This is a genomic window from Pseudomonas sp. IT-P100 (genome assembly GCF_949767185.1).
Taxonomy (GTDB): Bacteria; Pseudomonadota; Gammaproteobacteria; order Pseudomonadales; family Pseudomonadaceae; genus Aquipseudomonas; species Aquipseudomonas fluorescens_B.
This window is the reverse complement of record NZ_CATKQK010000016.1, coordinates 18689-34229: the sequence shown is the minus strand read 5'-3', so window position 1 is coordinate 34229 and position 15541 is coordinate 18689. Positions and strand designations below refer to the sequence as shown.

Below are 15541 nucleotides of genomic sequence, written 5' to 3'. Positions count from 1 at the left end.
CATGTCTGCTCCCGAATCGAGCGACGAATCACTGCTGGCCCGCTATCGCTCGGGCGACGGGCCTGCGTTCGAGATTCTATACGCCCGTCACCGGCAAGGCCTTTATCGATTCCTCCTTGGCCTCAGCGGCAAGCCCGAATTGGCCGAAGAGGTTTACCAGGAAACCTGGCTAAGCCTGATCCGCAGCACCAGTCAGCCACAAGGTCGGGCGAATTTTCGTACATGGCTTTACCAGATCGCCCGCAATCGCCTGATCGATCACTGGCGCAAACACGGAATCCACAACCCCTTGCACGACAGCTATGACGAACAGACCCACGCCCTGGCCGATGACACCGCCGATCCCGAACAACTGCTGAGCCTGAGCCGCGATACCCAGCGCCTCGAGGTCGCCCTGCATACCTTGCCCACCGACCAGCGCGAAGTATTCCTGCTGCGCGCCCACGGCGATCTCGATCTGCCGCAGATCGCCACCCTCACCGAAACACCGCTGGAGACCGTCAAAAGCCGTTTGCGCTACGCCCAGCAAAAACTGCGTCGGCTGCTGGCCGAGGAGGTACTGACATGACTGACGCCCGCAAACCACCGGAAGACGAAGTGCTTCAACATTTCCGCGAGCATTCGACCGGCGCACCACCGGCCCATCTTGATGCCTTTATCCTGTCCGCCGCACAGCGTGAAGTCCCTGCGCCGAAACCGAACCGGTGGCAACGCTGGGTTCAGGCGTGCCAGAAACCCCGTTGGCAGGTCGCATTTGCCAGCCTTGTCGGTGTCGCGCTGATGCTGGCGCTGGTGCAGCGAACTCCAGAACAGCCCGCGAGTTACGACTTCGCACCCAAAGCGTCCGCACCGGTCGCCAAAAAAGAGGCCGCACAGGCACCGTCCTCGGTTGCGCGCTCGCTGGCGACCCCAGCGCCAGCCGCACCGATGGCCGGTTTCGCCGCCCCTGCGCAGAGCGAATCGATCAGCGCCGAAATGGCCGATGAAGCAAAAGTCAGCAAACGCGCCGCCGCCCCGGTGAAAAGCCTGGATGAGCAATTGCTTGAAGTCCTGCGCCTACAAAGTGCCGGTCAGACACTCGCGGCGGATGAATTGATGGCGACATTGCACAAGCGCTTTCCCCAGGAAAATCTCGCGGCACGACTCAAGGACTTGAAGAAAAACTGAGGGGAGCGATGCTCCGCGATTTGGCATCAACACCCGAAAGCGCGCACTATCGGCCTATAGCCGATGCGTTGGAGGATGCCGTGGCAAAAAAAATCGACCGCATCGCCCAAATGCTCAACTGCCCGGAAAAGGGCGAGGAACTGCGGCGAGCAGTGACGGAGAGTCGTAAGGAGTTTCTTCTGGCGAAGCAGGCAGAGGCAGCGCCTGAGGAAGACGTTCTTGATGAGGAAGAGATTGAGGACGACGAGGATGATGAGTACGACGAGTTTGATTGGACGACTGAGTAAAAGCGGCACTTAGGAAAGCACTGCTCTTTCAAATTGCAGATCCGTACAAATCAGGATCCGCAATTTGAATGGTGGGTTGCCGCTATCCTTTGGTTTTACCCTTCCGCGAAGGTTCGTCTCGCGTCAGCACTTTCACAGCATCATCTACCAATGCCTTACTCAGCGCCGTTAGATAATGTGCCGCCCAGGCATGGCGATCGCTTTCTTTGTCATAGGCCGCATCTCTGGTCAGTGCCTTGGCAAGGAAAAGAAAGTCAGAAGCCATGCCTAGCGCGTCGCCGAGAGGCACATCGCGAGTGACGTGGAAGACTGCCTTATCCAGGCAATAGATGGCAGGCGTTAAGCCGATGGTTTTCAGTTCTGATGGATCGGTCATTTGCCACCTCCATTGATGGAGGTACGGGGGAATTGCGATTCGAAATCGCGTTGGGTGGTAAGTCGAATTTCATACGGATTGATTCTGCGCATTTTTTACTTCCTTGATTTTAGAAGTTGCCGCGCATTCGATACCAAGCGAATGGGTGGCAACTGTGCGCAGGTTGGTAAACCGGGGAATCAAGGAAACCGGCACGTCCGAAGACGTCCCACGCACAGCCGCCATAGCACAAGATCACAGACGAAAAAAAACGCCTGTAAACGTGTTTGGGGCGGTGTTGCGCCTTTATTCCATCGGGTTACCAAGCCCGGCCGCCGAATTGGCAGCGACGGCGGAAGGGTGTCGTGCGGACTTATCTCCTGCAACCTTGAAATTCGTAACGAAGTGCTGGGAAAAACGTCAGCAACAATTTTAGCGAGCCACCCAAGAAACTGCCCAGAAACTGGACGAATTCGGCTCAATCCACCGAACCGAACTGTCAAGTTTTCCTTGATAGTTGCTTCCGCGTTCATGTGGTTGCGCCTGCTTATCGGTAGTTGACGAGAAGTCCTCAATCCTTATAATCGCCCACAACACGGCCCCTGTCGGTTGATGCGCTCCGGCGCTGAGACTGCTCAGGGGTTTTTTATTGCCTGGCTTTTGCCGCCTACCAGTCGCGTTTCTGCCAGTCTTGGTCAATTCCCATGCCGTCAAGGTTGAGATCCAGATGGGTCAGATTGGGGAAGTCATTTAGCAGCAGTGCCTTCAAGCGTTTTCCCCAGCTCGATGATGGATTGATGACCTTCATCAGGTGTTGAGTGATGCAAAAAAGCATAAACGGACGAGCTCGACGGTGTGCGTCATCATGGAACGCGGACAATGTCGGCGCTTGGTCTATCGGTGGCAGCTTCGGTTGATCGACGATGTTTCGGTTCCACAGACGACTGTGATGGGCGCACACATTGCGTAGATAGTTCAGGCTTCGAAGCCAACTGGCGAAGACCCTGCCATTGCTGATGCCGTACTCTTGCGAGATATCATCTTGATCCGCCTCAGTCATACCGGCAAAAAGCATCGAAAGCGTGCCGAAATCCCAAACCTCGCACGCCACCCAGACCGCTAACGGAAGGCCATATTTTTCCTTATTGTGGCGAATAAAGTCTTCGTTCGAGCGATTGATCAACGCAGCGTGCTTGCCAAGCCAGACATGATGTTTAGTCAGACCAGTTTTGCCGTCCAGCTGTTTAGAAAAGCTTTCGTGGAACAGCTCGGACCTTAGGTAAGCAAACTTTTCGTGTTTGCCAAGCCCGTGGGAAATGTCCACCCGTAACGCAATTTCTATGCGCTCCAAAGCATCCAGAATCAATAGCCGCAGTTTCTTATCGAAAACGTAAAGGTCGACCGAATTCTGGAATGTAGTCCCAGGCTTGAAATCATCGAGTGGAAAGCGAGTCGGTTTTGTTTTGGATGGTTGTTTACTGCCTTGCTGATTGATTGGGCAGCAGAGCTCGGTGCGCTCGCGAAAGGCAAACCAATAACCACTGAGGCGGTAGTATCCGATGCGCTCCAGATACTCCATTGCTTTGGGTTTATCAGTCACTACCATCCCGCGAGCCATCAGCAATTCAAGCTGCTCTTGATAGCTCTGCCACGGTTTTGGATAGCCTTGCGTCATCGGCACACCACCTTGGCTACTGATGGCAGCCTCGTTTTGTTGGTTAAAATTTGGGGTTGAAACCTGAATCAAAAGACGAATTTATAGCGGCAAGTACGTCAGCTTCAGCGGTACCAGTCGTTTGGTTTCCGAATCCGTCTGGGCATAGTGCTCAATCAATGTTCGTACGAGGTTGTCCAACGTCCATAGCGTCAGCGGCACACTGGCTCGCTCGGCTTCGTAGTAAGCATCTTTGCTGAAACCGCCGGTACTGACATACAGCCCGCGATCATCTTTGTGCCGTCCGCCCAGAAAACTGCAGATTTCCTGGCGGCCCATTTTCTCTTTGCGATGCTTGACCTCAACGATGATTCGCGGGTTCTCAAAGCCAAACCCGTCGGGTGACGCGATGATGTCTTTTCCACGATCAGGGCCAGCCGGGGAGACCTGGGTTTTGTAGCCCATGGCCCGCAAGATTCCTGCGACCAAGTGCTGCATATCATCCCAGGGCAAAGCGTTGATCAGGTCCTTAATGCGTTCGAGAGCCAAACTTTCCATGCCTGCCAGAGGATCGCTGTCGGGATACTCTTCTTCAACTGGTGGTAACGCGGGCGGCTTGTCCCCGGCCGCCATCGCTTTCAGCTCCTGAAGGGCAAAATCAGGTACAACAAATACAGTAAGCGTTGAGCCGAGACTGTTCTTGCTGGCAGTACTCAGGCTATCGCGGTCGACTTCCTGAGCCTGCCATTGCACCGGACGGGTCAACGACATTCCCAGATCGGCCAGATCAGGATTGTGTTTGAAGTCGCCAGTGATTTTGCCCACTAAATAGGTGCGGTTGGCGGGCGAGTAGGTCACCACCCAGTCACCAGGCTGCATTTCATTGATGAAGCGCCATACTTGCGAGGCGCCTGAAATAGCGGTGCCGGGTTTGATGTTGGGCTCAATGTCTTGGTAGAGGCGAGTGACTTCTTTGCGCGTCATACCAGGTTTGGCTAATGGCGCGAGTTGTGACCATCCAATTGCGGCGACGCCACGCTCACGAAAATCATCGTATAGCCGGCCAGATTCGCCACGGATCATCCACATTTTCGCCATATCGCTTCCTTAGACATCGATCGCGCCGGTATGTACGCGGTTTGGGGTTGATCGCCATATTGAACGCATTGAGACAAACGCAGGATAAGGTAGGTGTTTCATGCCCCAACAGCAATTGACGAATTCTGGACACAAAAAAGCCCCAGACCCTAAGGCCTGAGGCTTTCTCGTTTCTATCTATGGTGCACCAGGCGGGATTCGAACCCACGACCCCTGCCTTCGGAGGGCAGTACTCTATCCAGCTGAGCTACTGGTGCAAGCGGGCGCCATGATACTCATATGCACTGCAGGCGTCCATGCCGCTGAATCGACAGCGCTTTTGCGAAGCGTAACCTGCGTTTGCTACGTTGATCAGAAAAAATGGGCAAATGCGGCGTTTTCGTTCTTTTTTTCGAACAGGCTATTGTCCTTTAACCCCTTTGATCCTAGGATTCGTTTGAGATTTCAAACGCTCTTGTCTGGGTGCTGAACCGCACGAGTTCATTCCGTGCGCTATTTATGTGCTTCAGCCCGGTGAATGATTTCCCTGACGGCAGCCTTTTGAGGCGCCTTTCTACAATCATAATTTGCTCCGCGCCTGTCGCGGTGCTGTTAAGGAAAGCCGACATGCAGCTTAAAGACACCCAGTTGTTCCGCCAGCAAGCCTTTATCGATGGCGCTTGGGTCGATGCGGACAATGGTCAGACGATCAAGGTCAACAACCCGGCAACGGGCGAAATTCTGGGCACCGTGCCGAAAATGGGCGCTGCCGAAACCCGCCGAGCGATCGAAGCCGCTGACAAGGCGCTGCCGGCCTGGCGTGCACTGACCGCCAAGGACCGTGCGAACAAGCTGCGTCGCTGGTTCGAACTGATCATCGAGAACCAGGATGACCTGGCTCGCCTGATGACCATGGAACAGGGCAAGCCATTGGCCGAAGCCAAGGGCGAAATCGTTTACGCCGCTTCCTTTATCGAGTGGTTCGCTGAAGAAGCCAAACGCATCTACGGTGACGTGATTCCGGGCCACCAGCCAGACAAGCGCCTGATCGTGATCAAGCAGCCAATCGGCGTGACCGCTGCAATCACCCCGTGGAACTTCCCGGCCGCGATGATCACCCGTAAAGCCGGTCCGGCCCTGGCCGCCGGTTGCACCATGGTGCTCAAGCCTGCTTCGCAAACCCCGTTTTCCGCATTCGCCCTGGCTGAACTGGCCCAGCGTGCCGGCATTCCTGCTGGCGTGTTCAGCGTTGTTTCCGGCAGCGCCGGCGACATCGGTAGCGAGCTGACCAGCAACCCGATCGTGCGTAAATTGTCGTTCACTGGCTCGACCGAAATCGGTCGTCAGCTGATGGCCGAATGCGCCAAGGACATCAAGAAAGTGTCCCTGGAACTGGGCGGCAACGCGCCGTTCATCGTGTTCGACGATGCGGATCTGGATAAGGCCGTCGAAGGCGCGATCATTTCCAAATACCGCAACAACGGTCAGACCTGCGTCTGCGCCAACCGTCTGTACATCCAGGATTCGGTCTACGACGCGTTCGCCGAGAAGCTGAAAGTGGCCGTGTCCAAGCTCAAGATCGGCAACGGTCTGGAAGAAGGCACCACCACCGGTCCGCTGATCGACGAAAAAGCCGTGGCCAAGGTTCAAGAGCACATTGCTGACGCCGTTTCCAAAGGCGCAACCGTGCTGTCCGGCGGCAAGAGCATGGAAGGCAACTTCTTCGAGCCGACCATCCTGACCAACGTGCCGAAGAACGCAGCCGTGGCCAAGGAAGAAACCTTCGGTCCATTGGCGCCGCTGTTCCGCTTCAAAGACGAAGCCGAAGTGATCGCGATGTCGAACGATACCGAGTTCGGTCTGGCCTCGTACTTCTACGCTCGCGACCTGGGCCGTGTGTTCCGTGTGGCGGAAGCCCTGGAATACGGTATGGTCGGCGTCAACACCGGGTTGATCTCCAACGAAGTCGCGCCGTTCGGCGGCATCAAGGCGTCGGGCCTGGGCCGTGAAGGCTCCAAGTACGGCATCGAAGATTACCTGGAAATCAAATACCTCTGCCTGGGCATCTAAGCTCGTAACAGACAGGCCACGGCAAGGCATTGCTTCAAACGCAAAGGGCACGAGAGCGCTGTTCCTTTGCGTGTTTCAAACGGGATTTTCTCTGTGGCCGGGAACGTTGTGGCAGTCGATCATCGCATGCTGTCGCCGTTGCACCCCGCCGCATTTTCCTTGAACCACACCGCCCGATGAGCGGTGAATGAGGACTTTATGAGCAAGACTAACGCTTCTTTGATGAAACGCCGCGAAGCCGCTGTACCGCGCGGTGTTGGCCAGATTCACCCGATCTTCGCCGACCACGCGAAGAACGCTACCGTGACCGACGTTGAAGGTCGCGAGTTCATCGACTTCGCCGGCGGTATCGCCGTGCTGAACACCGGGCACCTGCACCCGAAAGTCATCGCGGCCGTGACTGCACAGCTGAACAAGCTGACTCACACTTGCTTCCAGGTCCTGGCCTACGAGCCGTACGTGGAACTGTGCGAAAAAATCAACGCCAAGGTGCCAGGTGATTTCGCCAAGAAAACCCTGCTGGTCACCACCGGTTCCGAAGCCGTGGAAAACGCCGTGAAAATCGCCCGTGCCGCTACTGGCCGTGCCGGCGTGATCGCTTTCACCGGCGCTTACCACGGTCGCACCATGATGACCCTGGGCCTGACCGGTAAAGTCGTGCCTTACTCGGCCGGCATGGGCCTGATGCCAGGCGGCATCTTCCGCGCGCTGTACCCGAACGAACTGCACGGTGTGAGCATCGACGATTCGATCGCCAGCATCGAACGCATCTTCAAGAACGACGCCGAGCCGCGTGACATCGCTGCCATCATCATCGAGCCGGTTCAGGGCGAAGGCGGTTTCTACGTCGCGCCTAAAGAGTTCATGAAGCGTCTGCGCGCTCTGTGCGACCAGCACGGTATTCTGTTGATCGCTGACGAAGTGCAGACCGGCGCTGGCCGTACCGGCACTTTCTTCGCCATGGAACAGATGGGCGTCACTGCCGACCTGACCACCTTCGCCAAATCCATCGCAGGCGGCTTCCCGCTGGCCGGTGTGTGCGGCAAGGCCGAATACATGGACGCCATCGCTCCAGGCGGCCTGGGCGGCACCTACGCCGGTAGCCCGATCGCTTGCGCCGCGGCCCTGGCCGTGATGGAAGTGTTCGAAGAAGAGCACCTGCTGGACCGCTGCAAGGCTGTCGGCGAGCGTCTGGTCACTGGCCTCAAGGCCATCCAGGCCAAGTACCCGGTGATCGGCGAAGTCCGTGCCCTGGGTGCGATGATCGCGGTCGAGCTGTTCGTTGATGGCGACAGCCACAAGCCGAACGCTCCAGCGGTAGCCGCCGTTGTGGCCAAGGCTCGCGAAAAGGGCCTGATCCTGCTGTCTTGCGGCACCTACGGCAACGTTCTGCGCGTCCTGGTACCGCTGACTGCGCCGGACGAGCAACTGGACAAAGGTCTGGCAATCATCGAAGAGTGCTTCTCGGAGCTCTGATCGATTGGTGAGCTGATCGACAAAAAACCCGCTTCGGCGGGTTTTTTTGTCTGTATTACACACTGCGCTGTTTGGAATGCCCCGCATTGACTAAGGTACAAGCATTGAGAGGGAGCTTGTTGCATGACGGCCGTTGATTTGCCCGCTATACCCCGAGTGTTGATTGCCGAGGCCGATCCCTGGTCGCGGGATCTGCTCAAGCAAGTGCTGCTGAATGTGCGCTGTGATGCGCGCCTGGATCTGTGCGCCGATGGCCACGACGCGCTGACGCGACTGGCGGAAAACGTTTACGACCTGGTGATTGTCGACTGGGAACTGCCCGGCGTGGATGGCTTGAATGTCTTGCGCAGCGTTCGTCAACGCAAACGCAATCCGCCGCTGCCTTTCATCCTGATGAGCAACCGTAATGATGGTGCCAGCGTGCGCGAAGCCTTGCCGTATGCGCCCACCGCGTACCTGGCCAAACCGTTGAACATGGAGAGCCTGACCCAGCGTCTGCAAGGTTTGCTGCTCAATGCTGGAGAAGAAGTGTTCTGCGATGTACCGGCTTTGGCGCCGGGCATGACGTTATCGGTGTTTCTCGAGCGTCGACGTGAGCAGGCCGACGGCGCGCCGCTGATGACGGATGTACAGCTGGCGGTCGAACGCAGCCTCAACCCCAGTGGCCTCGATCTGATGCGGCTGGAAGATGAAATCCGTACCGATCCGCAGATTACCGCCGTCCTGATCGCCGCCGCCAACAGCGCCGCCCAGCACCATGGCGTCGCCGTACAAACCCTGTCCCAGGCGTTGCAGCGACTGGGCACCGGGCAGAGCATGAACCTGATTCTGGGGTTGGCGCTCAAGCGCAGTGCCCGGCTTAGCGATCCGTTGTTGGCGGACTATGCCGAGCGTTATTGGGAACTGTCGCTGCACACCGCCGAATACGCCCGAACACTGGCGCGTTTGCTGGATCTGGATCAGGACCGGTGCTATTGCGCCGGGATGTTGCATCGCCTGGGTGATCTGGCGCTGCTTCGCTGTCTGCAGGAATGGAAGCAGGCCGGCGGTGAGCTGGATGAATGGGAGGAGGTGGGTGATGCCCTCGCCGAATTCGGCGCGGCGTACGGTTCCGCGCTGCGCACCCGCTGGCGCTTGCCTCTGGAACTGCGAGAGCTGATTGCGGCGGTGTACCAGCTCGGTGGCGGGGTTTATTCCCGCGAGGCGCTGGTGATGAACATGGCGGCGCAGATGGCACGTCTGGGCGAGCATGAGGGCATTGAGGGGCTGGCCAAGAGCCGGACGGCGCGGTTGCTGAAGATCGGGTTGCCGGAATTGATGCGGCTGCGCAAAAAACAAGCCGATCGCTTGTAGAAGCGGGCTTGGTGTTAGGGCTGTCAGCCAGAGATGATCCGGTTCTTGCCCTGGCGCTTCGCTTCATACATCGCCGCGTCCGCCCGGGCAAACAGGCTCTCGATGCTTTCATCCTCGGCGGTCAGGCTGGTCAAGCCCTGGCTGACGGTGATGCCGAACGTCTGCTGATCATGGCTGAAGGTCAATCGCTGAATCTCCCGTTGCAGACGCTCGGCCACTTGCATGGCCATGTCTGGCGCGCAGCCGGGAAACACCGCGGCAAATTCCTCACCGCCGATTCGTCCGAACACATCACCGCGACGCAACGCCTCGCGACCGGTCTCGGCGATGTGTTGCAGTACGTTGTCGCCTTCCGGGTGGCCGTAGGTGTCGTTGATCACCTTGAAGTCATCGATGTCCAGCAGCAGAAACGCCAGCGGTGCGCCCTGTTGGCGAGCCAGTTCGAATTCGCGGTGGGCACAGTCGAAGAAATGCCGGCGATTGCTGCTCTTGGTCAGAACGTCGGTAGTGGCCAGGCGATGCAGTTCGCTTTCCATCTGTTTCTTGTCGGTGATGTCTTCGGCAATGCCGACGATGATCACTGGCTGGCCCGGTTCGGCCTGACGGTTGATGAAGCACTTGTCACTTAGCCAGCGCACTTGGCCATCGGCGGCGATGATGCGGTACTCGCGGTCTTCGACAGCGCCTTTTTCCAGCACTTCGGCGAGGCTGCGCTCGGCGTACTCCAGATCGTCGGGGTAGATGCTGTCGCGCCACTGGTTGGAGTCGGACAGTAACAGACCTGCGGAACGACCGAAGATCCGCTCATAGGCAGGGCTGACGTAGAGCACCTGGCGGGTTTCCCAGTTGAATGCCCAAAGCACCGCGTTGACGCTTACCAGCAGGGAGCTGAATAGCTGTTCGCGTTCGCTCAGGCGTGCGACTTCGCCTTGGGCGTGCATCAGCGCCATCAGGGTTTGTGCGGCCTCGGGCCACTGGGGTAGGGATGAGTCTTGGAGGTTCTTGGTGACCATCGACACAAATCTCAAAGGGCGTGCCGCGTATTGGACAGCGGTCGCAACAAAGCCCGCCGTAGTGGCGAAGTGTCTTTGAGATAGGGGATTTGGAGCTTAGTTCCCGCCCTGGGTGGCGAGGGGGCCTGCTCCCGCCGGGCGGTATTGGCGACGCGTTTTTTTGGTTAAAACGCGTCGTCAGGTTTTGCGTCTGCTGCGCAGCCGAGCGGGAGCAAGCTCCCTCGCCACAGAAAGCCCCTCAGCAGGGTCAGACAGCGGCAGGGCGCAGGGAGTAGGTTTTCAACTGATCGGCAAAGTCGCGCAGGGACTGAATCCCGCTGGCTTCGGCTTCGTGTACCCAATCCTTGATGGCGGCCAGCATGTCGTGACCATTTGAGCTGGTCTTGACCCAGATCTGCTGCAAGGCCAGTCGTTTCTCGTAAATTACCTTCAGCGCCTGGCTGTGCTCGAGCATGGTCTGGATGCGTACGTGGTGCTTGTCATCGAGCAGGCTGGTTTCCCGGGAGAGCAGGCGTTTGGCCCGATGGAACTGGTGACGGACCGAGTGATCGACCTTTTCCAGTTCCTGTTTGACCAGCGGTGCGATCACCAGTTTGCGGTACTGGGCCATGATCTGGAAGCGGTTGTTGAGGATGGCCATGGCGGTGTCCATGTCCAGGCTGCCTTTGCCTTCGACCCGATGGGCAATCGGTGCAACCCGCTGAACCTTGGCCAGACGCAGGAAGCTGAAGACCTGGATCCAGGCCCAGCCGAGGTCGAACTCCCACTTCTTCACCGACAGTTTTGCCGAGTTAGGGTAGGTGTGATGGTTGTTATGCAGTTCTTCGCCACCGATCAGGATGCCCCAGGGCACCAGGTTGGTCGCCGCATCGCGGCATTCGAAGTTGCGGTAGCCGATGGCATGGCCCAGGCCATTGACCACGCCGGCGGCCCAGATTGGGATCCACATCATCTGGATGGCCCAGATGGTGATACCGATGGTGCCGAACAGCAGCAGGTCGATGACGCCCATGATTGCAACGCCCAGCAGCGGGAAACGGCTGTAGAGGTTGCGTTCGATCCAGTCTTCGGGGCAGTTCTTGCCGTAGATGCGCAGGGTCTCGGGGTTTTCCGCTTCGGCGCGGTACAGCTCGGCACCTTTGCGCAGAACGGTGGACAAGCCCTTGATGACCGGGCTGTGCGGGTCATCGACGGTTTCGCATTTGGCGTGATGCTTGCGGTGGATGGCGGTCCACTCGCGGGTGTTCTGCGCCGTGGTCAGCCACAGCCAGAAGCGGAAGAAATGTTTCAGGCCAGCATTGAGCTCAAGGGAGCGATGCGCTGAATAACGATGCAGATAGACTGTGACGCCGATAATCGTGACGTGGGTCATCAGCAGGGTGACTGCCACCAGTGACCAGGGCGACAAGCCGAGAAAACCTTCGTACCACATAGGCTATAGGGCCCTCGAAAAAGAAAAAAACAGCCGTTGCATTATCACTAAGCCCACAGATAAAACCAGTCGCCCTTTCAGATAAGAGTGGCCGGATGTTTCTTTAACCTATAATTCGAATCCTTTTTGTAGGGACATGGACGGCCGAATGTCTGCCACCTATCGCGACGCTTTGCGTGCAGCGCTGCTTTACCTGTTGCTATCCGTAGTCTGGCTGCAGTTCAGTGGTTATTTATTGAACAGCTTCTTCGATAGCTCCAACGAGCTACTGCGGTGGCAACTGATCAACGGTTACGCTTGGGTCTTACTCAGCACCGGGTTGATTTTTATCGCTCGAGCGCGATTGCTCCGTTGCCTGGGCTTCGGCGCCACCTTGCGTGAGCGCCATGAAGATCGTGAGCGTTTGCGTCAGGCCGCCGCCGTATTCGATTGCACCCGCGAAGGCGTGCTGGTCACCAATAGCAAGGGGGTGATCGTCCACGTAAACCGGGCGTTCATGGAAATCACCGGTTATTCGGATGAAGAAGTCCTGGGCCACCAACCCAGCCTGTTCAAGTCAGGCCGTCACCCGGCGGCTTTCTACCAGGCGATGTTCGCGACACTGAACAGTTGCGGTGAATGGAGCGGTGAAATCTGGAACCGCCGCAAGAGCGGCGAAATCTACCCGCAATGGCAGACGATCCGTCTGATTCACGACGACCAGGGCCAGCTCAGTCATTACGTCGCCGTGTTTTCCGATATCAGCGCGATCAAGAACTCCGAACATGAACTCAAGCATCTGGCTCATCACGACCCGTTGACGGACTTGCCTAACCGGATGCTGTTCACTGACCGTACCGAGCAGGCACTGACGTCGGCGCAACTGCACAAGCGTGGCTGTGCGTTGCTGATGATCGATCTGGATCATTTCAAGATGATCAACGACAGCCTTGGACACACGGTCGGCGACCAGCTGCTCAAGGCCGTGGCCGAGCGATTGCAGGCCTTGCTTGGCCCGGAGATCACGTTGGCGCGACTGGGGGGGGATGAGTTCGCAGTGCTCGCCGAAAGCTGTCCGCAGTTGATGCAGGCCGCTGCGCTGGCGCAGCGGATCATCGATGGTCTCAAAGAGCCGTTCCTGATTGGCGAGCATCAACTGTTCATCAATACCAGCATCGGTATCAGCCTGTTCCCCGGCGATGCCTTGAGCGCTGAACAGCTATTGCGTAACGCCGACTCGGCGCTGTTCAAGGCCAAAAGCGCCGGTCGCGATGGCTACGCCCTTTATACCGAGGAGCTGACAGCCCATGCCCAGAATAGGGTCGAGACTGCTGTAGAGCTGCGCCAGGCGCTGGAACGGCAGGAGTTGCGCGTTTATTACCAGCCGGTTCACGACTTCAGGACCCGTCGCCTGGTTGGCGTCGAGGCGCTGGTGCGCTGGGAGCATCCGAAGCGCGGACTGGTGTCGCCGGCTGAATTCATTCCCATCGCCGAACGCACCGGGTTGATCGCAGAAATCGATACCTGGGTGATGCGCCAGGCTTGTCAGCAAATGTGCTTGTGGCAGCAGGCAGGTGTGGCGTTGTCGTTTGTCGCAGTGAACGTCTCGTCTCGATTGTTCGCTCGTCGTGAGCTCTTTCAGCAAGTGGCGAAGGTGCTGCACGAAACCGGGCTGGATCCGGCGTATCTGGAACTGGAAGTCACTGAGAGCGCGGTGATGGAAGACCCGGAAGTGGCGCTGGAGCAGATGCATCGACTGCGCGAGCTGGGTGTGCGGCTGGCCATCGATGATTTCGGTACAGGCTATTCGTCGCTGCTGCGGCTCAAGCGTCTGCCGGTGCAGAAGCTCAAGATCGATCAGGGTTTTGTCGCCGGTTTGCCGTGGGATGAGGATGACGTGGCGATCGTGCGAGTGATCATCGCGCTGGCGCAAAGCATGGGGATGCAGGTGCATGCCGAAGGCATCGAGCAGGTCGAGCAGGCGAGTTTCCTTCTTGAACAGAGTTGCGATCTGGGGCAAGGCTACTGGTTTGGACGGCCGGTGCCGGCCGAGCAGTTGGACTGGATGCACTCACCAATTATCAGCTAAGTACGCGGCCTGCTTTTTGTGGCGAGGGGACTTGTCCCCGTTGGGTCGCGCAGCGGCCCCCTTTTTTGCGTCTGCTGCGCAGCCGAACGGGGACAAGTCCCCTCGCCACAAGGATTTTGCCGGGTTCGAAAAATCGTAGTTCCGCACAAACCCTCGCACTGACGGTTTGTTTTTCTGGTTATATAAACATTCTTAAATAGTCTTTTTAAGAATATCTGCACCTATCTACTATTGGTCTCACGCCGCAAGCAGTGCCGGACATTGCCAGGCGACCTCTCAGTCGAAGGAGCAGCACCATGAGCGCATCCCTGCGTAGCGTTGACGGTCAAGACGAAGCCACCATCTTGCGCGAGATCCAGAGCGCCCTGCGCGATCTGCGGTTCGGCGCCGTGGAAATCACCGTGCACAACGCTCAGGTGGTCCAGATCGAACGCAAGGAAAAATTCCGTTTGCAGAACCCGAGCAGCAAACCGAGCTGAACAACCGGCCCCCCGACTCCCGCAACCATAAAAAAGCCAACACCCCGAATTCCAGGAGCTTTCACCATGTCGTCGATTCGTCATTTCGCTTTGGCCGCCCTGGCCAGTGCCCTTTTTGCGGGTTCCGCGGTTGCCAAGGATTACGAGTTGCTCAATGTGTCTTACGACCCGACGCGTGAGCTGTATCAGGATTACAACGCAGAGTTCGTAAAGTTCTGGCAGAAGGATCACGCCGGTGACACTGTGAAAATCCAGCAGTCCCACGGTGGTTCGGGCAAGCAGGGCCGTGCGGTGATCGACGGCCTGCGCGCCGACGTGGTAACCCTGGCCCTGGCCGGTGACATCGATGAAATCGCCAAGCTCGGCAAGACCCTGCCGGCGGACTGGCAGAAGCGTTTGCCGGAAGCGAGCACGCCGTACACCTCGACCATCGTGTTCCTGGTGCGCAAGGGCAACCCTAAAGGCATCAAGGACTGGGGCGACCTGGTCAAGAACGACGTGTCGGTCATCACCCCGAACCCGAAAACCTCCGGCGGCGCTCGCTGGAATTTCCTCGCGGCCTGGGCCTATGGCCTGAAAGCCAACGGCGGCGACGAGGCCAAAGCCAAGGAATACGTACAAACCCTGTTCAAGCACGTGCCAGTGCTGGACACCGGTGCTCGCGGTTCGACCATCACCTTCGTCAACAACGGTCAGGGTGACGTGTTGCTGGCCTGGGAAAACGAAGCCTTCCTGGCCCTGAAAGAAGACGGTGGCGCCGACAAGTTCGACATCGTCGTGCCTTCGCTGTCGATCCTTGCCGAGCCGCCAGTCGCCGTCGTCGACAAGAATGCCGAGAAGAAAGGCAACGAACAGATCGCCGAAGCGTACCTCAAGCACCTGTACAGCCCGGCCGGTCAGGAAATCGCGGCGAAAAACTTCTATCGTCCACGTGACAAGGATGTCGCCGCGAAGTACGCCCAGCAGTTCCCGAAACTGGAGCTGGTGACCATCGACAAGGACTTCGGCGGCTGGAAAACCGCGCAGCCGAAATTCTTCAATGACGGTGGCGTGTTCGACCAGATCTACCAGGCGCAGTAATCTGCTGTAGGTCATAAACGAGCCCCGATT

At 57.8% G+C, this 15541-nt stretch carries 14 protein-coding genes and 1 tRNA gene; 9 read left to right on the top strand and 6 right to left on the bottom strand.

The genetic code is table 11. The features are described 5' to 3' along the window. Position 1: 1 nt before the first annotated feature. Genes ACM6IQ_RS15060 through ACM6IQ_RS15050 form a run of 3 tightly spaced genes read left to right on the top strand, consistent with a single transcriptional unit; the run spans position 2 to position 1454 of the window. Complete coding sequence (locus ACM6IQ_RS15060) at positions 2-568, top strand: RNA polymerase sigma factor (RefSeq protein ID WP_414879201.1); 567 nt, start codon at positions 2-4, stop codon at positions 566-568. After that, complete coding sequence (locus tag ACM6IQ_RS15055; protein WP_414879200.1) at positions 565-1167, top strand: hypothetical protein; 603 nt, start codon at positions 565-567, stop codon at positions 1165-1167. The genes ACM6IQ_RS15060 and ACM6IQ_RS15055 overlap by 4 nt, the downstream gene beginning before the upstream one ends. Before the next feature lie 20 nt (positions 1168-1187). Beyond that, the gene (locus ACM6IQ_RS15050) at positions 1188-1454 is read left to right on the top strand and encodes a hypothetical protein (RefSeq protein ID WP_414879228.1); all 267 of its coding nucleotides are present in this window, start codon (positions 1188-1190) and stop codon (positions 1452-1454) included. A gap of 82 nt (positions 1455-1536) precedes the next feature. Here the strand turns inward: ACM6IQ_RS15050 and ACM6IQ_RS15045 are convergent, their stop codons facing one another. The 4 genes from ACM6IQ_RS15045 to ACM6IQ_RS15030 all read right to left on the bottom strand — a co-directional run bounded on the left by ACM6IQ_RS15045 (position 1537) and on the right by ACM6IQ_RS15030 (position 4818). Next, on the bottom strand, positions 1537-1830 hold the full coding sequence (locus ACM6IQ_RS15045; protein ID WP_414879199.1) for a DUF3077 domain-containing protein: 294 nt from the start codon (positions 1828-1830) through the stop codon (positions 1537-1539). A gap of 646 nt (positions 1831-2476) precedes the next feature. Beyond that, positions 2477-3484 (bottom strand): Abi family protein, encoded by a 1008-nt coding sequence (locus tag ACM6IQ_RS15040; RefSeq protein ID WP_017335860.1) that lies wholly within the window; start codon positions 3482-3484, stop codon positions 2477-2479. 81 nt (positions 3485-3565) lie between these two features. Further along, complete coding sequence (locus tag ACM6IQ_RS15035; RefSeq protein WP_017335861.1) at positions 3566-4561, bottom strand: restriction endonuclease; 996 nt, start codon at positions 4559-4561, stop codon at positions 3566-3568. 180 nt (positions 4562-4741) lie between these two features. After that, positions 4742-4818: transfer RNA gene (locus ACM6IQ_RS15030), tRNA-Arg, on the bottom strand. A 349-nt stretch (positions 4819-5167) separates the two neighbouring features. On the opposite strand from ACM6IQ_RS15030, the gene gabD reads away from it, so the two are divergent. The 3 genes from gabD (at position 5168) to ACM6IQ_RS15015 (ending at position 9439) form a co-directional block, all read left to right on the top strand. Further along, positions 5168-6610, top strand: a complete 1443-nt coding sequence (gene gabD, locus ACM6IQ_RS15025; protein WP_017335862.1) for an NADP-dependent succinate-semialdehyde dehydrogenase — start codon at positions 5168-5170, stop codon at positions 6608-6610. A 198-nt stretch (positions 6611-6808) separates the two neighbouring features. Beyond that, positions 6809-8086, top strand: a complete 1278-nt coding sequence (gene gabT, locus ACM6IQ_RS15020; protein ID WP_414879198.1) for a 4-aminobutyrate--2-oxoglutarate transaminase — start codon at positions 6809-6811, stop codon at positions 8084-8086. A gap of 123 nt (positions 8087-8209) precedes the next feature. Beyond that, complete coding sequence (locus ACM6IQ_RS15015) at positions 8210-9439, top strand: HDOD domain-containing protein (RefSeq protein WP_414879197.1); 1230 nt, start codon at positions 8210-8212, stop codon at positions 9437-9439. Between the two features lie 23 nt (positions 9440-9462). Here the strand turns inward: ACM6IQ_RS15015 and ACM6IQ_RS15010 are convergent, their stop codons facing one another. Both ACM6IQ_RS15010 and desA read right to left on the bottom strand, forming a co-directional pair. Next, the gene (locus tag ACM6IQ_RS15010; RefSeq protein WP_017335865.1) at positions 9463-10452 is read right to left on the bottom strand and encodes a GGDEF domain-containing protein; all 990 of its coding nucleotides are present in this window, start codon (positions 10450-10452) and stop codon (positions 9463-9465) included. Positions 10453-10699: 247 nt separating this feature from the next. Then, positions 10700-11884, bottom strand: a complete 1185-nt coding sequence (gene desA / locus ACM6IQ_RS15005; RefSeq protein ID WP_017335866.1) for a delta-9 fatty acid desaturase DesA — start codon at positions 11882-11884, stop codon at positions 10700-10702. A 148-nt stretch (positions 11885-12032) separates the two neighbouring features. Between desA and dibA the strand changes: the two genes are divergently transcribed. The 3 genes from dibA (at position 12033) to ACM6IQ_RS14990 (ending at position 15511) form a co-directional block, all read left to right on the top strand. Then, a complete protein-coding gene (gene dibA / locus ACM6IQ_RS15000) occupies positions 12033-13952 on the top strand; it encodes a phosphodiesterase DibA (RefSeq protein WP_017335867.1) in 1920 nt (639 codons plus the stop codon). Positions 13953-14248: 296 nt separating this feature from the next. After that, entirely contained in the window at positions 14249-14431 is a 183-nt protein-coding gene (gene oscA, locus ACM6IQ_RS14995; protein WP_150633166.1) for a sulfur starvation response protein OscA, read from the top strand. A gap of 66 nt (positions 14432-14497) precedes the next feature. Beyond that, positions 14498-15511 carry a sulfate ABC transporter substrate-binding protein gene (locus ACM6IQ_RS14990; RefSeq protein WP_414879196.1) on the top strand — a complete coding sequence of 338 codons (1014 nt, stop codon included), beginning with the start codon at positions 14498-14500 and terminating at the stop codon, positions 15509-15511. Positions 15512-15541: the final 30 nt, after the last annotated feature.

Coding starts and splice junctions, on each gene's coding strand:
- ACM6IQ_RS15040 (WP_017335860.1), bottom strand. CDS start 3,484: ATGACGCAAGGCTATCCAAAACCGTGGCAGAGCTATCAAGAGCAGCTT.
- gabD (WP_017335862.1), top strand. CDS start 5,168: ATGCAGCTTAAAGACACCCAGTTGTTCCGCCAGCAAGCCTTTATCGAT.
- desA (WP_017335866.1), bottom strand. CDS start 11,884: ATGTGGTACGAAGGTTTTCTCGGCTTGTCGCCCTGGTCACTGGTGGCA.
- ACM6IQ_RS15015 (WP_414879197.1), top strand. CDS start 8,210: ATGACGGCCGTTGATTTGCCCGCTATACCCCGAGTGTTGATTGCCGAG.
- ACM6IQ_RS15060 (WP_414879201.1), top strand. CDS start 2: ATGTCTGCTCCCGAATCGAGCGACGAATCACTGCTGGCCCGCTATCGC.
- dibA (WP_017335867.1), top strand. CDS start 12,033: ATGTCTGCCACCTATCGCGACGCTTTGCGTGCAGCGCTGCTTTACCTG.
- ACM6IQ_RS15045 (WP_414879199.1), bottom strand. CDS start 1,830: ATGACCGATCCATCAGAACTGAAAACCATCGGCTTAACGCCTGCCATC.
- ACM6IQ_RS15055 (WP_414879200.1), top strand. CDS start 565: ATGACTGACGCCCGCAAACCACCGGAAGACGAAGTGCTTCAACATTTC.
- oscA (WP_150633166.1), top strand. CDS start 14,249: ATGAGCGCATCCCTGCGTAGCGTTGACGGTCAAGACGAAGCCACCATC.
- gabT (WP_414879198.1), top strand. CDS start 6,809: ATGAGCAAGACTAACGCTTCTTTGATGAAACGCCGCGAAGCCGCTGTA.
- ACM6IQ_RS15035 (WP_017335861.1), bottom strand. CDS start 4,561: ATGGCGAAAATGTGGATGATCCGTGGCGAATCTGGCCGGCTATACGAT.
- ACM6IQ_RS15010 (WP_017335865.1), bottom strand. CDS start 10,452: ATGGTCACCAAGAACCTCCAAGACTCATCCCTACCCCAGTGGCCCGAG.
- ACM6IQ_RS14990 (WP_414879196.1), top strand. CDS start 14,498: ATGTCGTCGATTCGTCATTTCGCTTTGGCCGCCCTGGCCAGTGCCCTT.